Source organism: Mesocryomonas lacus (assembly GCF_055730135.2).
The window spans coordinates 92,115-109,276 of the sequence record NZ_JBUZWE020000014.1; the positions used below are offsets into that span (position 1 = coordinate 92,115).

Here is a 17,162-nt window from a genome sequence, read left to right on the forward strand (position 1 = left end):
GGGATGTTGCTGCGGCCCTTCGGGGCGCAGCGCCGGCGTCAGGCTCGGGAAAACCAGAGCGCGCCGACCATGATCAGCACGGCGATCGCCTGCAGCAGCACGCGCCAGCGCATCAGCTTCTGCGAGGTCATGCCAGACCCGCCGCGCATCATGTTGATGAGGCCGAGCAGCAGCACGATCGCCACGGCGATCATCACGACCAGAGCGAGGATGGAAAGGGTATCGGACATGGCGGCTTTCGGCTCCCAGGCTTGGCCGGTGATATAGGCTGGAACGGCGCGATAGGCGAGCCGCCGCCGCGCGCCCGGCGATCATGTCGCGGCGGGGGTCTCGGCCGCGGGCTTCTGGCGCCAGGTGGCGGCGGCGACGCCGAGACCTGCCAGCGCCATGCCGAAGAGCTGCAGCGGCGTCAGCGTCTCGCCGAACAGGAAGAAGGCCATGACGGCGGTGACCCCCGGCGTCAGGTACATCAGCGACGTTACCCTCGACACGGCGCCCTCGCGGATGAGGTAGAGCAGCAGGAAGACCGCGCCGATCGACAGCGCGACCACCAGCCAGGCCAGCGCCAAAACGAACTCGTGCGCCCAGTCGATCACCCGCGTCTCGAACAGAAGCGAGGCCGCCGCCATCGGCAGGAGTGCGCCGAGATACTGCAAGGCGGTGCCGACGCGCAGGTCGACGCTGCCGACGAAGCGCTTCTGCCAGATCGTCCCGACCGAGATCGCCACCGCCGCGATCACCGCCGGCACCAAGGTGATGGGCCCGAGGCCGCTGCCGGCATGGATCTTCGGCAGCACCACGAGGAAGACGCCGAGGAGCCCGACGGCAAGGCCGAGCCAATGCCGAGGCCGGATCGTCTCGCCTAGGAAACTGCCGGCGAGGACCGCGGTGAGAATGGGCTGCAGTCCGACGATGAGCGCGGCGATGCCTGCCGACAGACCGTGGCGGACGGCAAAGAACACCCCGCCGAGATAGACGCCGTGGATCAGCGCCCCCGCCAGCATGGCATGCAGCGCCGGCCGAAAGCCCGGCCAGCCGTTCGAGACGGTCGCGGCGATCGGCGCCAGGATAGCGAAGGCGATGACGAAGCGCAGCGCCAGGAAGGTGAAGGGCTCGGCATGCGGCATGGCATAGCGGGCGCCGACGAAGCCGGTCGACCAGAGCACCACGAAGACGGCGGGAAAGAAAGGAAGGAGGCGGTGCACGGCATTCCTCTTTGATCCGCAGGAGGGATCGGTGACTGCCCCAAGGCCGAAGCTGGCGCCGGGAGATCGGGGCCGATGGCAAGGCTCGGGTCGAAGGCGGTCCGGGCAGGACATTCCCGCCGGCGATGGACGGAACGCGTAACTGTGCCGCCGGACGAGCGGTAGCAGCGGCAGGCCCGCTCGGGAAGCACATCCGCCACAGGCCAGGCGACAAAGTCCCGCCCTGTCGCTGCGGCAATTGCGCCGCCTTGCGGCAACGCGTATCGCGGCAGGCAGCAACGCCGAGCCGCCGCCATGCAGATCATTCTCAACGTCATCCTGCCGATCTTCGCGGTGATCGCGATCGGCTTCCTCGCCGCGCGGTTCAAGCTTCTGGCCGGCGAGGTCGGCGACGCGCTGTCGAAGTTCGTCTTCGTCATCGCCGTGCCGACGCTGCTGTTCAGGACGCTCGCCACCGCCTCCTTCGGCGACGTCAATCCGCTCTGGCTCTGGGTCTCCTACTTCACCGGCGTGATCGTCACCTGGACGCTGGCCTCGCTGTTCGTGCGCAGCTTCATGGGTGCCGACCGCCGCGCCGGCGTCATCGCCGGCATTTCGGCAAGCTTTGCCAACACGGTCTTCGTCGCCATTCCGGCGGTGCAGCGCGCCTATGGCGACCCCGGGCTTGAGCCGCTGTTCCTGATCATCTCCGTCCACCTGCCAACGATGATGATCATCGCGACGCTCCTGATGGAGCGCGCCGCCGAGCGCGACGCCGCCGCCGAGGGCCGACCGATGCGCAAGGTGACGGTCACAGCGACGATCCGCCAGGTGCTGGTCAATCTCGGCCGCAACGGCATCGTCATCGGCATCCTCTGCGGCATCGCCTGGCGGCTGACCACCATCCCGCTGCCGGCCGAAGCCGAGGAGGTGGCGCGGCTGATCGGCTCGACGGCCGGCCCGGTCTCGCTCTTCGCCATGGGGATGTCGCTGACCCGCTACGGCCTGCGCGGCGACCTCCTGAGTTCGATCGTCGTTTCCGTGCTGTCGCTGACGCTGATGCCGGGTATCGTCTATGCCATCGGCGTCGAACTCCTGCCGCCGCTTTGGCTGAAGGTCGCCGTACTGACAGCCGCCTGCCCCGCCGGCATCAACTCCTACCTCTTCGCCGTCTACTTCAAGTCGAACGAGAAGCTGGCCGCGACGACCATCGTGGTGTCGACGCTGATGTCGGTGATCAGCCTCGGCGCCTGGCTCGCCATCCTCGGCTAGGGCATCCTGTGCCACAAAGTGGCCAGCGGGGACGCTGAACCCCGCTACACCTAGAGCCCTACCATCCGCCGGATGTCCTCTGCCGTCAGCCCCGCTGCCCGGAGCGAGGCAAGCGAGACGTCGCGGGCGCTCTTCGACAGCTTGCGGCCGTCGTCTCCGAGGATCAGCGCGTGGTGGTGATACTGCGGCGCGGGCAGGCCGAGGAGCGCCTGCAAGAGACGGTGGACCGACGTCGCGTGGAACAGGTCGCGGCCGCGCACGACATGGGTGATGCCCTGCAGCGCGTCGTCGACCACCACGGCAAGGTGGTAGCTCGTCGGCATGTCCTTGCGGCCGAGGACGACGTCGCCCCAGGCGGCGGGGTCGGCGGCGATCTCGCCGGTGTCGCCCTCTGGCGATCCGCCGCTCTCCGCAAAGGACAGGGCGCCGAGGCCGGCCAGCGCCGCCTGCATATCGAGCCGCCAGGTGAAGGCCTCGCCGGCCGCGATGCGCGCCTGCCTCTCGTCGTCGGACAGGCGGCGATCGAGGCCGGGATAGAGCGGCGCGCCATCGGGATCGCGCGGCCACGGCGTGCCTTCCTCCTCCTCGTGCCGCCCGGCGGAGGCGCGGATCTCGCCCCGCGACATGAAGGCGGGGTAGACGAGGTTCTCGCCCGCCAGCGCGTCGAGCGCCGCCTGGTAGTCGCCGAAATGACGGGACTGGCGGCGTGGCGTCTCGTCCCAGTCGATCCCGAGAAAAGCGAGGTCGTCGACGATGCCGCGCTCGAAGGCCAGCGTGCACCGGGCCCGGTCGATATCCTCGAGGCGCAGAAGGAAATCGGCACCGGCGTCCCGCGCCAGTCGGTGGTTCAGCAGTGCGGACAGCGCATGACCAAGATGCAGCTCGCCGTTCGGACTGGGGGCGAAGCGGTAGCGGCTCTTCATCAATGTCCTCTCCATCCCGGTTGTTGTCGGAAACGGGTGGCCGGCCTGCAGGCTTTTGGCAAGAATGCCGCGATGATTCTCTCCGACGAAGACCTCGCGCGTGAACTCGCCGCGCTCGCCCTTCTCGACCCGGCGCTCGGGCCGGCGATCGCTGCCGCTGGCACTGTTCCGCTGCGGCAGACGCCGGGCGGCCTGAAGGGGCTGGCGGGCGTGCTCGTCGGGCAGCAAGTATCGCGGGCGAGCGCGGCGGCGATTTTCGGGCGGCTCGAGACGCTCATCGACCTCGACGACCCCGCCGCGATCCTCAAGGCGACGGAGGCGGACTTCCGGGCCGCCGGCATGTCGCGCGGCAAGCAGGAGACACTCCTCGGGATCGCTTCGGCTTGCCTCTCGGGCGCGCTCGACTTCGAGCGGATGGCGCGCGGGGAACCGGCGGCCGCGATCGCCGAGCTGACGGCCCTGCGCGGCATCGGCGCCTGGACGGCCGAATGCTTCCTGCTGTTCTCCGCCGGTCATCTCGACATCTTTCCCGCCGGGGACCTTGCTCTGCAGGTTGCCGTGGCCGAAGCCCTCGGCTGGCCGGCTCGCCCGAAGGAGAAGGCGCTGGCGGCATCGGCGGCGCGGTGGGCGCCGCACCGCTCGGCCGCCGCACGGCTGTTCTGGGCCTACTACGCCGCCGTCACCCGCCGCGATGCCACCCCGACCGTTGCGATTCCCGGAGATCCCTTGCCGCTGAGGAAGGGCCGGCTTCCGCGCTGATTCGCCGCGGACACTTCGGCCAACAGGAAAGCGTGAGCGTAAAGTCTTGCAGCGCCTGCCGGACAGGCTTCACAAAGGCGACACGATAGGACACCATAGTCCCGGCAAACAGACGCAAGTCGTTTGGTGAAGGAGACTGTCCTTGACGATTGCAGTGGCGCAGAACCTATCCCCGGCGCTCGTTCTGAACGCAGACTTTCGCCCGCTCAGCTACTATCCGCTGTCGCTCTGGGGTTGGCAGGACGCCATCAAGGCGGTCTTTCTCGATCGCGTGACCATCCTCGCCGAATATGATCAGACCGTCCGCAGCCCGAACTTTACCATGCAGCTTCCCTCGGTCGTCTGCCTCAAGTCTTACGTCAAGCCAGCCCGGCATCCAGCCTTCACGCGTTTCAATGTCTTCCTGCGCGATCGTTTCCAGTGCCAGTATTGCACCTCGCCGAACGACCTGACCTTCGATCACGTCATTCCCCGCTCCAAGGGCGGCCTGACGACGTGGGAGAACGTCGTCGCCGCCTGCTCGCCCTGCAACCTCAAAAAGGGCGGGCTGATGCCGAAGGACGCTGGCATGCTGCCGCACCAGAAGCCCTACCAGCCGACGGTGCACGACCTGCACAATAACGGCCGCCTGTTCCCGCCGAACTTCCTGCACGAAAGCTGGCTCGACTATCTCTACTGGGATTCCGAGCTCGATCCGGAATAGGCTGAAGCCAGGCGGCTCTATCAGGCCGTCGTCATTCTTGGTCCGGGCGTCAGGTGCGGACGGCCTTCCCAAAAGCCGCACGCAGCGCGATGCCAGCGAACAGCAGCGAGGCGAGGACGTTCCAGCCGGCGAAGGAGAGGCCGAGGAACCGTCCCGCCGCCTGGTCGCAGGCCGGCGGATGGACGCTGTCGATGGTCGACAGGAGGTCGCCGGTGAGGTCGGCATTGCCTGCGGCGGCGCAGCCCGACGGCCCCAGCCAGAAATGCCATTCGACGCCGGCGTGATAGATGGCAAGACCGAGACCGTAGAGCATGGCCAGGCCGACAAGGCCGATCAGCCCGCGGGTGATACCGCCGGGGGCCCGGCGCGCGCCGGCGACAACCGCGACCAGCGCCAGCACGATGGAGACATAGTAGGGCGTGCGTTGCTCGAGGCAGAGGGCGCAGGGGATGTAGCCGAAGACATGCTCGAACACGAGCGCGGTACCGACCGTCGCCGCGCAGCCGACGAGGAGAACGAGCGCCGCCAGCGTCTGGGGCCGGCCGGCTGGCTGCGAGAGGCGTGCGTCCATGCGTCGATCTCCGGGAAGCACCGGGACGCCGCCCGGATCGCCCCTCCTCTAGCACCCGCCGCATCGGCGCGAAACGGCGACGCGCCGTCGCCAGCGACAGTGCGTCAGCGGCTTCACTCCGCACTGGACCAGCGCGGCCGATCTATGGCATGAAACGCCTGCAGTCGAATGGTCCCCGCGGGCGTGGTGGAATTGGTAGACGCGCCGGACTCAAAATCCGGTTCCGCAAGGAGTGTCGGTTCGATTCCGACCGCCCGCACCACCGCTCCCGGACCAGCTCTCCATCTGACGGTTTCCGACGTTTCACGGCGTCTAACGGTGAAGTCAGCTGTGACGACGAGGCCCGACGGCTTCAGGCCGGCGGCACCGCGCGGTGGCTAGGCCGCCAGCGCGCCCTGGCGGAAGGACGCGGTCCAGGCCGCGAAGTCAGAGGCTTCCATCGGCCGGGCGAAGAAATAGCCCTGCGCCTCCTCGCAGCCCATCTCGGCCAGAAGATCGGCAGCCGCGGCGGTCTCGACGCCCTCCCCGACGACACGGTAGCCGAGTTCGTGCGAGAGCGTGATCATCGAGCGGACGAGCGACTGCTCGCGCTCGCCCTCCTCGATATCCCTAACGAAGCTCTGGTCGATCTTGACGACATGCGCCGGGAGCTTCTGGAGGTAGGCGAGACTGCTGTAGCCGGTGCCAAAATCGTCGATCGACAGCTTGATCCCGGCCGCGGCGAGCATACTCAGCCGGTCGAGCGCGTTTTCCGCATCCTTCATCACGGCGCTCTCGGTGACCTCCAGTTCCAGCCGGTCGGGCTGCAAGCCGTGCTCGGCGACGACCGCGAGCACGCGCTGGACGAAACCCGGATCCTCAAGGTTGCTGGCCGAGACGTTGACGGACAATTGCAGGTCGATCCCCGCCGCCTGCCAGTCCTGGATCTGACGGACGGCCTTGCGGATCACCCAGTCGGTCATCGCATGGGTATGCGAGGACGGCTCGATGACCGGGACGAATTCGCCCGGCGCGATGGCGCCGAGCGTCGGGTGGCGCCAGCGCAGCAGCGCCTCGGCGCCGACGCACTGCCGGGTGGCGAGATCGATCCGCGGCTGGAAGACAAGCCGCAACTGGTCATCCGCGCCGAGGGCGGCCTGGAAATCCTGCAGCAGCGTGAACCGCCGGGTATGCGCCGCATCCGCCTGGGGATTGTAAAGTCCAACGGTCAGCGAGGCGTTTCGGGCCTCCTCGACCGCGGACTGGAGGGCGCGCAAGAGGTCCGTCGGCGCGGTGTCGCCGAAGACCATCGGCGCCACACCCGCGACCACTGTCATCAGGAATTGCGTGCTTGATTCCAGGCCAACCTTTGCAAGGGTCGACCGGAGAAGGGGCACATACTCGCTTTCCACCGCGCCTACCGGGGCAAGGTAGGCAAACTGGGTCGCCGAGACATGATAGCCGGCACGGCCCGGTCCAAGCGTGCGCGTAAGCCGCAGGGAGGCTTCGCGCACGATCTTGTCGACGCTGGAGGGGCCGAGCACGCGGGCGTAGTTGCTGAGCTGCGTGTTCTCAGCGAGGTCGACGAGGACGGCCAGCCGCCTCTGGCCGCCATGATCACGCGCCATGTCCTCAAGGTCATCCATGAACTGGTTGCGGTTCGGCAAGCCACTGATGGGATCGACGCGGCCGAAGGCGTGCTGCAACTCGATCTGAGACATGACCATGGCCGCCAGGTCGGTGAGCGCGGCAGCCTCCGCCGTCGACACGGTGCGCGGCTCGGTGCCGAGGACGCAGAGCGCGCCGAGGCCGAAACCGTCCCGCGTCACCAGCGGTGCGCCGGCATAGAAGGCGACGCCGTTCTGGGCGAGATGGCTATCGGCGTAGCAGGGATCGGCGGAAAGGTCTGGAATAACCAGCAATTCCCGCGTCTCCGCCACCTCGGCGCAAGGCGCGTTCTTGCGGGGGATGGAGTCATGTGGGACGCCGACACGCGACTTGAACCACTGGCGATCATGGTCTGTGAGGGATACCGCGGCAACGGGCAGGTTGAAGATCTGGCTCGCCATGCGCGTGATTCGGTCGAAGCTCTCGCTGGCTTCGGTATCAAGCAGATTCAACTGGTGAAGCGCGAGGAGGCGCTCTGCCTCAGGGGGATTCTGCATCGGGGGGTATCCAAGCCTTGGCATTTGCGCCCTACCGAAAGCGACACAGGTTCGGTAGCCGGAACCCCAATAGCGGGCACCACCTTAACACTCAGCAAAAATAACAGATCGACTTTTGAAGCTGTACGGAAAAACCGTGTTTACTAAATAATATATGGGTTTCAAAATGGAGAATTCAATAATTTAGAGTCGAAAGCTTTTCACGTTACAGTAAGATATACCTTCGCTGCACAGCTCTGACGGAAACCCGATCACTGGGAAGAAGCGTCGGCCGCCGGCGGCGCTAGGCTCGGCCCATCGCCGCAGGTTCAGGAGGCTCCGTCTCGACGGGCGAGCGGGACGCTGCCTTCCGCCGCGCGGCGAAAGTTCTTGCCATACGCCTTGCGCTCAGCGGGCCCGAGTTTGCGCATCAGAGGCGAAAACGTAAATGAAACACCCGAGCCGCCCACAGCTCCCTTGCGCACGGTGAAAATTCTGAGTGCTTCCGCAGAGTATCTTCGTCTCTATGAGCCAACCCGCGCTATTCGCAGGCCATCCACTTCGCCGGTCGCGCGGATGGCCCCGAAGGCCGCTGACGGTTGGGAAGGCCGCCATGATCATCGCCCAGATTTCCGACGCGCACCTGCGCCCGCCCGGTGTCCTCTACCAAGGCCTGGTCGATTCCAATGCCATGCTGGAGGAGGCCGTCGCGGCCGTGAACGCGCTGGTGCCGAAAGCCGACATCGTCCTCCTGTCGGGCGATGTGGTGCATGAAGGAAGCGATGCGGAATACGCCCATGCGCGCGATCTCCTGGCGCGCCTCGAAGCACCGCTCGCGGCCCTTCCGGGCAATCACGACGAGCGCGAGGCGTTTCGCCGGGCCTTTGCCGAGCAGCCCTGGATCTCCCGCAACGGACCGATGCACCTCGTGATCGAGGAAGCGGGTCCCGTGCGCATCGTCGGGCTCCACGTCACGGTGCCCGGCGCACACCACGGCCTGTTCGATGCGGTCGCGGCGGACTGGCTCGACGCAACGCTGTCTAGCGCGCCCGGGCGGCCGACGATCGTCATGATGCACCAGCCGCCGATCGCCTGCGGCGTTGGCTATCTCGACGACTACCGCTGCTTTGGTGCAGCCCATCTGGCGGCGGTCATCGGCCGGCATCCCCAGGTCGAGCGGATCGTCTGCGGCCATGTGCACCGGATGATGCAGCAGCGCTTCGCCGGCACCTTGCTGCTGACCGCCCCCAGCACGACCACCGCAATCGCCCTGCGGCTCGGCACCGACGCCGAGCCCGCCTCCTTCGTCGAACCCCCGGCCTTTCTGCTGCACCACTGGCGCGACGGCGGGCTGATCACGCATGTGATGCCGATCGGGACCTACCGAGGCCCCCTGCCCTTCGCCTGAGCGGCCGTCGAACCGATAGGCGCGTGCGTCAGTAGCCGTTCTGCCGGAACCAGGCGGCGTCGGCGGGGTCGCTGACCATCAGCCAGTCGGCCTGACAGAGCAGCTCTACCTCGTTCGTGACGACGGTGCCCTGGACGCCGTGGGTGTGGGTCGCCAGCTGCATCTCGCCCGACCATCGCATGCGGATGATGTTGCCGTTGGCGATCTTCATGAAAGACTTGATCGGCTTCTTCGACAGGTCCGTGGCGAGGAAGGTCGGGCCGTCCTCGTCGAGGCAAGGGAAGGCGCCGGCGAGGTTCTGAGACCATTTCGCCGCATCCGCCAGCATGCGGGTGACGTCGCGCACATAGGGCGGGCGCTTGCTCGTCTTGCTCGAACGCAAGAGATAAACGTCGGTCTCGATGTCGATCAGCCGCTCGTTGGAGACGATGGCGCGTGCATCGTAAAGCGCGAAGACGATCTTCGAGGCGCTGATCCGGTCCAGCGGCTCCCGCAGCAGTTTGCCGAAATCGGCCAGATCCTGTTCGAGTGTTCGCATCGTCCTGCCTTCACCTCGTTGCGGCAACGGCTGAAAGTGCCTGGCTCAGCCGATCCCCAGCGCGTTCTTGATCCGCCGGCGCAGTAGCCGGGCGACATTGGTGGCCGCGCGGGCCTTTACCAAGCCGTTGGCGGCGCGTTCGACCCTGCGGCCGCTTTCCGGCGTCAGGCCGATCACCAGCGTCTTGATCGGTATCCGGCCCTTCCACAAGCGATTCATCAGGAAATGATCGGGAACGGCACAGGAATCGGCCCTGAGCACCGCAGGATCGGCCAGGAGGGCTTCGCTCGCCATCAGCATCATCTGCAGTCCCGGCGAGGCCGCGGCATAGCGCTCGTCATAGCCCATCTTCCAGGCGAAGGCCTCGCAGCCGACGACAAAGCTGACCAGGCTGGCGATGGCGACGCCATCGAGCCGCAGCGTAAAGATGCGCGTGCGGTCGGCATCGGCGAGCTTGTTGACCGCCTCGCGGGCGAAGGCGGCACGGTAGCGGTCCATGATCAGGGCGCTGCGCTCGCGTCCTTTCCAGCCGCTGGCCTCGAGCGTCAGGAACTCCTCCATCGCCGCCAGCACCTCGGAAGGCGTGCGGGCGACGTCGAAGCCGAGCTCGCCCTGTGCGGAGAGCAGGCGGCGCTGGCGCTGCACCTCGCGCCGACGCTTCGGCGACAGCGCGTCAGTGAGCGAGGCTCCCTTGATCAAGGCGGCCCGGTCGAAAGCGTTGACCGCGGTCATCGGCAGGCCGAGCGCGTCGACCGCCTCGGCCATGGTGCGCGCGAACGGCTCGTCGATCCGCAGATCCGGGATCACCATGACGTCCGGCAGCTTGAGCTCCGGGCGCCGCAGCGTGACGAGCAGGCTCTTCAGCGTCGCCTGCGGATCGTCGCTGTCGACCAACGGCGTGCCGAGCGGGCCGAAAGGATGGGTCCAGGCGCGGATCGCCATCGGCCCGCCAAGCATGCCGATCCGCTCGATCGAGAACGGCATCAGGAAGCGCAGGCGGCTGCGGCGCGGGCCCTCGTCGCGCGCCACCATCAGCCGGACATGGCGCTCGTCGAGCCGCGGCATGGCGGGCACCAGGAATTGCGGGGCGAAGAACACGTTCTGGTCGATCGCCCGGCGCGTCAGGAAATCCAGTTCCGCGGCGAGGTCGAAGGCGGCGGCCGGCGCATAGATCGAGAAACGGCGCTTGCCGTCGCCCGACGCGACCTCGACATTGGCTTCCGGATTATCCAGCGGCCGGTCCTGGTCGAGCAGCGCAATCGCCGGGGCGGCGCTAGGCGATGCCAACATTTCGTCGACGAGCGGCTTGCTGCTCATGCCCCGCTCCCCCGGATCGCTGAATCGCGCGGCCGCGCCAGGATGAACAGCTTCAGGCCGAGGCGCCGATAGGCGACGGCGTAGAGCGCCCCTGCCTCGAAGACCATCGCGATCGCCGTCGACGATGCGGCGCCGTAGAGGCCGTGGCGCGGGATCAGGACGATGTTCAGGACAACGTTGACGATGATGGTCGCGAAGTACACGGCGGCGCACGCCTTCTGCTCGCCCGACATGGTGAGGACGCTCTCGGCCGGACCGACGGTCGACCGCGCGAGCACACCGATGATCAGGATGAACAGCAGCGGATAGCCCTCGTCGAATTCGGGCCCGAACAGGCCGAGCAAAAGGTCGCCGCACACCAGCATTAGAACCGCCATGGCGAGCGAGGGCCAGAACGTCCATCGTATCGTCTGGTGGATGAAGCTTTCGTAACGCTCAGCGTCACCGGAGTGCCGGTACTGCGAAAAGCGCTGCGCCGCGCCCGCCTTCACCGCGAAGTAGACGAAGTGCACCAGCGCTAGCGTCTTGACGCTGGCATAGTAGACGGCGACATCGGCCGGCGGCAGGAAGTGGCCGACCATCAGGATGTCGACATTGGTCAGGAGGTTGAAGAACCCCTCGACCAGGAAGATCGGCAAGGCGACCGCCATCCAGCGCCGCATGTCGTTTTCGCGCAGGCCCGGCCCCGCTTCCCGGCTGGTCTTGCGGTGGACGAGCAAGAGTTGTCCGAGCGTCGTCACCCAGGTTGCGACGAGCAGGCCGAGCACCGCGGTATCGGCATCAGGCGCAAGGCCGCCGAAACGCGTCAGGACCGCCATGGCGGCGATGATCAGCAGCGGCCGGACGATGAAGGTCGGCAGCAGCGCGAGGCGCGACAGCGAATGCGCCCGCGCGGTGCCGTCAAGCACCTCGCCCAGCGCCATCACCGGCAGACAGAAGGCGCCGAGCACCAGCGGCAGCAGGTAGTAGCCGGGAACGGCGTCCTGGAAGAGCCAGAGGGCGGTAAGCCCGATGGCGGTGAGAAGGGTCGCCGAGGCCAGCGCGAACAACCGGCTGGCGAGGAGAATGCCGCGCAGGAGATCGATCTGGTCCGTCGCCCGGTATTCGGGGGCGAAGCGGATCACCGCGGTCTGGAAGCCGAGACAGGCGAGGCCGCCGAGGATGACGCTGGCGACCAGCACGAAGACGAAGATGCCGTATTCGTCGCTGCCCATCCAGCGTGCCAGGAGAACCTGGCTGAAGAAGGCGATTCCCGCCGAGACGACCCGAATGGCGAAGGCGAAGAGAGCGATGCGGGCAGAAACCGCCTGCTCGGTATCGCCGGAGAGGGCGAGGTCGAGACGCACGAGAGACGGCCGCAGCCATCCCATCAGCCGCAGCGGCATCACATGCCCTGCGAGTCTCTCGATCGACAATACCACGCTGTGCCCGTTCCCCTGGGATCGGCAGGATCTGAGGTCCGACACTAGGCGCCCAGGCTTAAGATTTGGTCGCGTGGGCGGGTTCAATTACAAGTCAGGCAACCAAAAAGTCTTGTCTTCCGCCTCGCTCACCGCCGGACGTTAAGGCCGCTCAAGCTTTGCGGCCGATGCGGCGCCGTCAAAAGCCCGAGCGGATCTGGCGCCGAGAGCTTGCTGCCGCCGTCGCGGTCAGCCTGCAAAACCGCCTTCGCCGAGATAGGCGGTCTCCTCGGGCGTCGACGGGCGATCCAGGATCGCATTGCGGTGCGGGAAGCGACCGAAACGCTCGACGATGTCCCGGTGCTCGACGGCGAAGGAGACGTTGTCGGGGCCGATCTCCTCCATCCAGGCGACGCAAGCCTCCTGATCGCCCAGATCCTCCGAATGCATCAGCGCCATCGGGAAGAACTGGTTGACGTCGTCGCCGACCGTCAGGTGATCGCCCCGCCCGAGGGCTTCTTTGGCGATCGTCCGGGCCTTGGCATCGGTCGCATACATCCGCGGATCGCCACGGAACATGTTGCGCGGGAACTGGTCGAGCAGGATGACGAGCGCCAGCGCGCCGGTCGGATCCTCCGCCCAGCCGTCGAGCTCGCTAAGCGCCGCACGCTCGTAGATGTCGTGGAAACGCTGGACGATCTCGGCATCGAAAGCCGCGTCCTTCTCGAACCAGTGGTCGGGGCCGGCGTCGCGCCAGAAATCGACGATGGTCTGGGGATCGATGGCGTAGCTCATGGCGGGATCCGAAAAGTTTTCGCAGGCGGGGGATGTGGAAGAAGGCCGATCGTCGCTAGATGGGGGTCCGAATGCGGCGGAGACAAGGGTGAATGAACGAAACGGCGGTGGAACTCGACCTGCGCGGCCTGCGCTGCCCGCTGCCGGCCTTGCGCACGGAACGGCAGCTGCGGGGGATGAGCGCCGGCGAGAGGCTCGGCATCCTTGCCGACGATCCACTGGCGGCAATCGACATCCCGCATCTCTGCCGGCAGTCGGGGCATGTGCTGATCGCCGCGACGACCGAGGCCGATCACCGGCGCTTCCTGATCGAATGCGGCAACGCGTCGTCCGCCGCCTGAAAGCAAGTCGGCCCGCAGCTGCTGGCCAACGGCCTTCGCGGCGCCACCGGCAACAGACGCCCGCCGCCGTTCCGGTCAGAACGACATGCCGGGCACCGCCAGCGGATTGTCGGTCAGCGCCGCGCGGTCCGGCGCATCGAGGCGCGGCTCGCCGGCGAAGGCGGCGAAGAGATCGCGTACCAGCCGCTCGTCGAGCCCCTCGCCGATCAGTACCAGCCGCGAGGCGGGTGCGAAGTCGGCGGGCCAGGCGGCCAGGCGCGCCGGGGGATGCAGATGGTTGCGCACGCCATGCAGCACCAGCGGCCGTCCGGGATGCTCGATGGTCCGCACGATCGCTTTCATCCGAAGGATCCGGTCGCCTTGGAGGTCGCGCAGGAGGTCCAGGAAGGCCTCGACCTGCGCTGTCGGCAGCGGCGCGGCATGCTGGATCGAGAAGGAGCGGATCGCGCCGTGACGGGCGGCAGCGTTGCCGTGCGCCGGCTCGCCTGTAGGGTGCTTGTGCGCATGGGAATGATCGTGCGGCCCGTGCCCGTTCGCATGGTGGTGCGCATCGTGTGTGACCTCGTCGTGTAGCCAGCGCGCGACGTCGGCGGTCTTGGTGGCGGGATCGTAGAGGCCGCAACCCAAAAGCGCCGAGGGCCCCGCCTCGCCGCGCGCGGAATCGAGGATCGGCGCGCCGGGGTTGACCGGCCGGATCAGCCGCGACAAGGCCTGCAGCGCGTCGGGGCCGGCGAGGTCGGTCTTGCTGACGACGACCCGGTCAGCGACAGCGACCTGGCGGCGGGCCTCCTCGCGCTCGGCAAGGTTCTGCGCGCCGGCGAGCGCATCGAGGACGGCGACGATCCCGTCCAGTGCGTAGGCCTGCACGAGAGCGGGATGGCCCATCAGCGCGGCCAAGATCGGCGTCGGGTCGGCAAGGCCCGTGGTTTCCACCACGACGCGCGCGAGCTTCGGCAAGCGGCCGGTCTGCACCCGGTCGGCAAGATCCGCCAGCGTGTCGACGAGATCGCCGCGAATGGTGCAGCAGAGGCAGCCGTCGGAGAGTTCGATGATGCCGTCGCGCGCCGTCTCGACGAGAAGGTGGTCGATCCCCGCCTCGCCGAACTCGTTGACGATGACGGCGGTGTCGGTGACGGCGGGATCGGCGAGCAGGCGGTTGAGCAGCGTCGTCTTGCCGGCGCCGAGGAAGCCGGTGAGGACGGTGACGCGGATCGGGTCGGAAAGGTCCGCAGCCTTTGGCACGGCGATCAGTTGACGACCCCGCTGCGCAGGCCATCGGCCTCGCCGACGACGCTCGTCTCGCCACCGATGCGCGCGCTCTTTCCGTCCGCTGCGGTATTTTCCGCGGCAGGCGCGACGGACGGCGCGGCGGTGGGAGGGGCCCCGTCCGTCGTCGCATCGTCTGGCCGCCAATGCGGCAGCGGAATGCCATAGCCGGCGATCTGCGAGATACCGGCCTGCACCTTCGGACCGGCCGCAGCGCCGCCGAGGCTGACATCAACCACTGAGGGCGGCCGGACCATCTCGTGCAGCAGCGGCGAGCCGGAATTGTGCTCCGTGCGCTTGGCCTCTTCCTCGCGCTCGGCTGCCCGGGCCTGCTGGCCCGCCGGCGAGCAGATCGCCTGGCTGATGTCGGCGGGCGGCCCGTCGGAGGCGGGCAGCTGCTCGATCATGGTGCCGAGCTTGGCGGTATCGGTCTTGAAGCCGTTCTCCAGGAGATCGGCGGAGATGCGGTCGCGGACGATCGGGCTGTCGGCGCCGAGCACCACGGCGACGATGGTGCGCTTGTCGCGGGTGGCCGAGGCGACGAGGTTGAAGCCGGAGGCGCAGATGTAGCCGGTCTTCATCCCGTCGGCGCCGGCATAGCGGCCGAGCAGCGGATTGGTGTTGCGGATCAGCGCGCCGCCGGCCGAGATCGCCTCGACGCCAAAAATCTCGCTGAAGGCTGGAAAGTCGCGGCGCAGGTGCATGGCGAGAATGCCGAGATCCTTGGCGCTGGAATACTGCCCCTCGCCCGGCAGGCCGTTCGGGTTGATGAAGTGCGTGTCCTTCATGCCGAGCGCGAGGGCCTGGCTGTTCATCCGGTCGACGAAGGGTTGCAGCGAGCCGCCGCCTATCGTCTGGCCGATCGCGACCGCGACGTCGTTGGCCGACTTCACCAGCATCATCCGCAGCGCCATGTCGAGGCGCATCACCGATCCCGGCTCGTAGCCCATCTTCGAGGGCACCTGGGTGGCCGCGTACTGCGTCATCACGACGGGCGTATCGAGCGTCGCGTCGCCCGTCTCCATCGCCTTCAGCGCGAGATAGGCGGTCATCAACTTGGTGGTCGAGGCGGGATACCAGCGGGCGCTGGCATTCTTCGACGACAGAACCTTGCCGGTCGCGACGTCGATGACGACGGACACCTCGGCTTTCGCCGCCGGCGAGGCCAGAACGGCGGCGCCGAGCGCAGCTGCGCCGGCAAGGCGCAAAACGGCAGACGCCATCGTCTTCACGGCTTTTTCCTTCATGTCGAACGGCAGATTATTGCACCTGCGCGCCCTATCTCGCCTCTGTGACGCTCTCATGGCAAGATGGCAAGCCTGCCTAAATAGGACCGGCCGCTCCAGTCTCCGTGATCGCAGCCCTCGTTTTCCGGAAGTTCTTATGCCGCTCAACAACCGCATCGCCGACCGCCAGACCGAGATCACCGCCTGGCGCCGGCATCTCCACCAGATTCCCGAAATACTTTACGAGGTGCACGAAACCGCTGCCTTCGTCGCGGAGAAGCTCGCTGAATTCGGCTGCGACGAGGTGGTGACCGGCATCGGCCGGACCGGCGTCGTTGGCGTGATCCACGGACGCAGCGGCCCGGGCAAGCGGCGGATCGGCCTGCGCGCCGACATGGATGCGCTGCCGATCAATGAGGCGACCGGCCTCGACTACGCCTCGAAGACGGCCGGCAAGATGCACGCCTGTGGCCATGACGGCCATACGGCGATCCTTCTTGGGGCGGCGCAGAGCCTCTGCGAGACCCGGCATTTCGAGGGCAGCGTGGTCGTCGTCTTCCAGCCGGCGGAGGAAGGCGGCGCCGGCGCCAAGGCGATGATCGAGGATGGGCTTCTGGAGCGCTTCGCCATCGACGAGGTCTATGCCCTGCACAACATGCCGGGCATCCCGATCGGCCATTTCGCACTGTGCGCCGGACCGATCATGGCCGCGACCGACGAGTTCAACCTCACGGTCCGGGGCCGCGGCTCGCATGCGGCAATCCCGCAGCAGTCGCTCGACCCGATCCTCGCCGGCGCCACGCTGGTGCAGGCGCTGCAGCAGGTTGTCTCGCGCAATGTCGACCCGCTGGCCTCGCTGGTGCTCTCGGTGACAAAGTTCCAGGCGGGCTTTGTCCACAACGTCATTCCGGACACCGCGCTCGTCGCCGGCACGGTGCGGTCGCTGACGGCGGAGACGCGCGATCTGGCAGAGGCGCGCATCGCGGCCATCTGCCGGGGCGTCGGCGAGACGCACGGCGTCGAGATCGACTGCCAGTACATCCGCAACTATCCGGTGACCGTCAACGATGCGGGCGCTGCCGATTTCTGCGCAGCGGTTGCGGCAGAGATCGTGCCGGCAGCCCAGGTCGACACCAAGGTCGCCCCGCTGATGGGCGGCGAGGATTTCTCCTACATGCTGGAGAAGCGGCCTGGCGCCTTCATCTTCATCGGCAATGGCGACAGCGCGGGCCTCCACAATGCCCGCTACAACTTCAACGACGAAGCCATTCCCTACGGCGTCTCCTACTGGACCCGGCTGGTCGAACGGGCGCTCGCCGGCGCCTGAGCCAAGGCT

Annotated in this window: 17 protein-coding genes and 1 tRNA gene; 7 read left to right on the forward strand and 11 right to left on the reverse strand. The window is 67.3% G+C overall.

Translation table 11 applies throughout. From position 1 onward, the window contains the following. Nucleotides 1–38: 38 nt before the first annotated feature. Entirely contained in the window at nucleotides 39–230 is a 192-nt protein-coding gene (locus tag ACZLZY_RS20245) for a twin transmembrane helix small protein (protein ID WP_472935855.1), read from the reverse strand. 81 nt (nucleotides 231–311) lie between these two features. Continuing rightward, nucleotides 312–1,205, reverse strand: a complete 894-nt coding sequence (locus ACZLZY_RS20250) for a DMT family transporter (RefSeq protein WP_472935856.1) — start codon at nucleotides 1,203–1,205, stop codon at nucleotides 312–314. Nucleotides 1,206–1,499: 294 nt separating this feature from the next. Here ACZLZY_RS20250 and ACZLZY_RS20255 point away from each other — a divergent pair, with 294 nt between their 5' ends. Continuing rightward, nucleotides 1,500–2,456 (forward strand): AEC family transporter, encoded by a 957-nt coding sequence (locus ACZLZY_RS20255; RefSeq protein WP_472935857.1) that lies wholly within the window; start codon nucleotides 1,500–1,502, stop codon nucleotides 2,454–2,456. Nucleotides 2,457–2,506: 50 nt separating this feature from the next. On the opposite strand, the gene gluQRS is transcribed toward ACZLZY_RS20255, so the two are convergent. Then, nucleotides 2,507–3,379, reverse strand: a complete 873-nt coding sequence (gene gluQRS, locus ACZLZY_RS20260; RefSeq protein WP_472935858.1) for a tRNA glutamyl-Q(34) synthetase GluQRS — start codon at nucleotides 3,377–3,379, stop codon at nucleotides 2,507–2,509. A gap of 72 nt (nucleotides 3,380–3,451) precedes the next feature. Between gluQRS and ACZLZY_RS20265 the strand changes: the two genes are divergently transcribed. Then, complete coding sequence (locus ACZLZY_RS20265; protein WP_472935859.1) at nucleotides 3,452–4,138, forward strand: DNA-3-methyladenine glycosylase family protein; 687 nt, start codon at nucleotides 3,452–3,454, stop codon at nucleotides 4,136–4,138. A 142-nt stretch (nucleotides 4,139–4,280) separates the two neighbouring features. Further along, on the forward strand, nucleotides 4,281–4,841 hold the full coding sequence (locus ACZLZY_RS20270; RefSeq protein WP_472935860.1) for an HNH endonuclease: 561 nt from the start codon (nucleotides 4,281–4,283) through the stop codon (nucleotides 4,839–4,841). Between the two features lie 49 nt (nucleotides 4,842–4,890). Here ACZLZY_RS20270 and ACZLZY_RS20275 read toward each other — a convergent pair whose 3' ends face one another. After that, a complete protein-coding gene (locus ACZLZY_RS20275; protein ID WP_472935861.1) occupies nucleotides 4,891–5,412 on the reverse strand; it encodes a disulfide bond formation protein B in 522 nt (173 codons plus the stop codon). A 177-nt stretch (nucleotides 5,413–5,589) separates the two neighbouring features. On the opposite strand from ACZLZY_RS20275, the gene ACZLZY_RS20280 reads away from it, so the two are divergent. Then, nucleotides 5,590–5,674, forward strand: a tRNA-Leu gene (locus tag ACZLZY_RS20280). A 115-nt stretch (nucleotides 5,675–5,789) separates the two neighbouring features. Here the strand turns inward: ACZLZY_RS20280 and ACZLZY_RS20285 are convergent. After that, on the reverse strand, nucleotides 5,790–7,556 hold the full coding sequence (locus ACZLZY_RS20285) for a putative bifunctional diguanylate cyclase/phosphodiesterase (protein WP_472935862.1): 1,767 nt from the start codon (nucleotides 7,554–7,556) through the stop codon (nucleotides 5,790–5,792). Nucleotides 7,557–8,148: 592 nt separating this feature from the next. On the opposite strand from ACZLZY_RS20285, the gene ACZLZY_RS20290 reads away from it, so the two are divergent. Then, nucleotides 8,149–8,943, forward strand: a complete 795-nt coding sequence (locus ACZLZY_RS20290; RefSeq protein WP_472935863.1) for a phosphodiesterase — start codon at nucleotides 8,149–8,151, stop codon at nucleotides 8,941–8,943. 28 nt (nucleotides 8,944–8,971) lie between these two features. Here ACZLZY_RS20290 and ACZLZY_RS20295 read toward each other — a convergent pair whose 3' ends face one another. The 4 genes from ACZLZY_RS20295 to ACZLZY_RS20310 all read right to left on the reverse strand — a co-directional run bounded on the left by ACZLZY_RS20295 (nucleotide 8,972) and on the right by ACZLZY_RS20310 (nucleotide 12,993). After that, complete coding sequence (locus tag ACZLZY_RS20295) at nucleotides 8,972–9,481, reverse strand: hypothetical protein (protein WP_472935864.1); 510 nt, start codon at nucleotides 9,479–9,481, stop codon at nucleotides 8,972–8,974. A gap of 45 nt (nucleotides 9,482–9,526) precedes the next feature. Continuing rightward, entirely contained in the window at nucleotides 9,527–10,798 is a 1,272-nt protein-coding gene (locus tag ACZLZY_RS20300) for a GNAT family N-acetyltransferase (RefSeq protein ID WP_472935866.1), read from the reverse strand. Beyond that, on the reverse strand, nucleotides 10,795–12,219 hold the full coding sequence (locus tag ACZLZY_RS20305) for a flippase (protein WP_472935867.1): 1,425 nt from the start codon (nucleotides 12,217–12,219) through the stop codon (nucleotides 10,795–10,797). The genes ACZLZY_RS20300 and ACZLZY_RS20305 overlap by 4 nt, the downstream gene beginning before the upstream one ends. Nucleotides 12,220–12,447: 228 nt before the next feature. After that, entirely contained in the window at nucleotides 12,448–12,993 is a 546-nt protein-coding gene (locus ACZLZY_RS20310) for a DUF924 family protein (RefSeq protein ID WP_472935868.1), read from the reverse strand. Nucleotides 12,994–13,085: 92 nt separating this feature from the next. On the opposite strand from ACZLZY_RS20310, the gene ACZLZY_RS20315 reads away from it, so the two are divergent. Further along, nucleotides 13,086–13,334 (forward strand): sulfurtransferase TusA family protein, encoded by a 249-nt coding sequence (locus tag ACZLZY_RS20315; RefSeq protein ID WP_472935869.1) that lies wholly within the window; start codon nucleotides 13,086–13,088, stop codon nucleotides 13,332–13,334. A gap of 75 nt (nucleotides 13,335–13,409) precedes the next feature. Here ACZLZY_RS20315 and ACZLZY_RS20320 read toward each other — a convergent pair whose 3' ends face one another. Both ACZLZY_RS20320 and ACZLZY_RS20325 read right to left on the reverse strand, forming a co-directional pair. Then, nucleotides 13,410–14,576 (reverse strand): CobW family GTP-binding protein, encoded by a 1,167-nt coding sequence (locus ACZLZY_RS20320; RefSeq protein WP_472935870.1) that lies wholly within the window; start codon nucleotides 14,574–14,576, stop codon nucleotides 13,410–13,412. 5 nt (nucleotides 14,577–14,581) lie between these two features. Beyond that, on the reverse strand, nucleotides 14,582–15,823 hold the full coding sequence (locus ACZLZY_RS20325; RefSeq protein ID WP_472935928.1) for a D-alanyl-D-alanine carboxypeptidase family protein: 1,242 nt from the start codon (nucleotides 15,821–15,823) through the stop codon (nucleotides 14,582–14,584). Between the two features lie 160 nt (nucleotides 15,824–15,983). Here ACZLZY_RS20325 and ACZLZY_RS20330 point away from each other — a divergent pair, with 160 nt between their 5' ends. After that, nucleotides 15,984–17,153: a M20 aminoacylase family protein gene (locus tag ACZLZY_RS20330; protein WP_472935871.1), complete on the forward strand. Its 1,170-nt coding sequence runs from the start codon at nucleotides 15,984–15,986 to the stop codon at nucleotides 17,151–17,153. The last annotated feature ends 9 nt before the right edge of the window (nucleotides 17,154–17,162 follow it).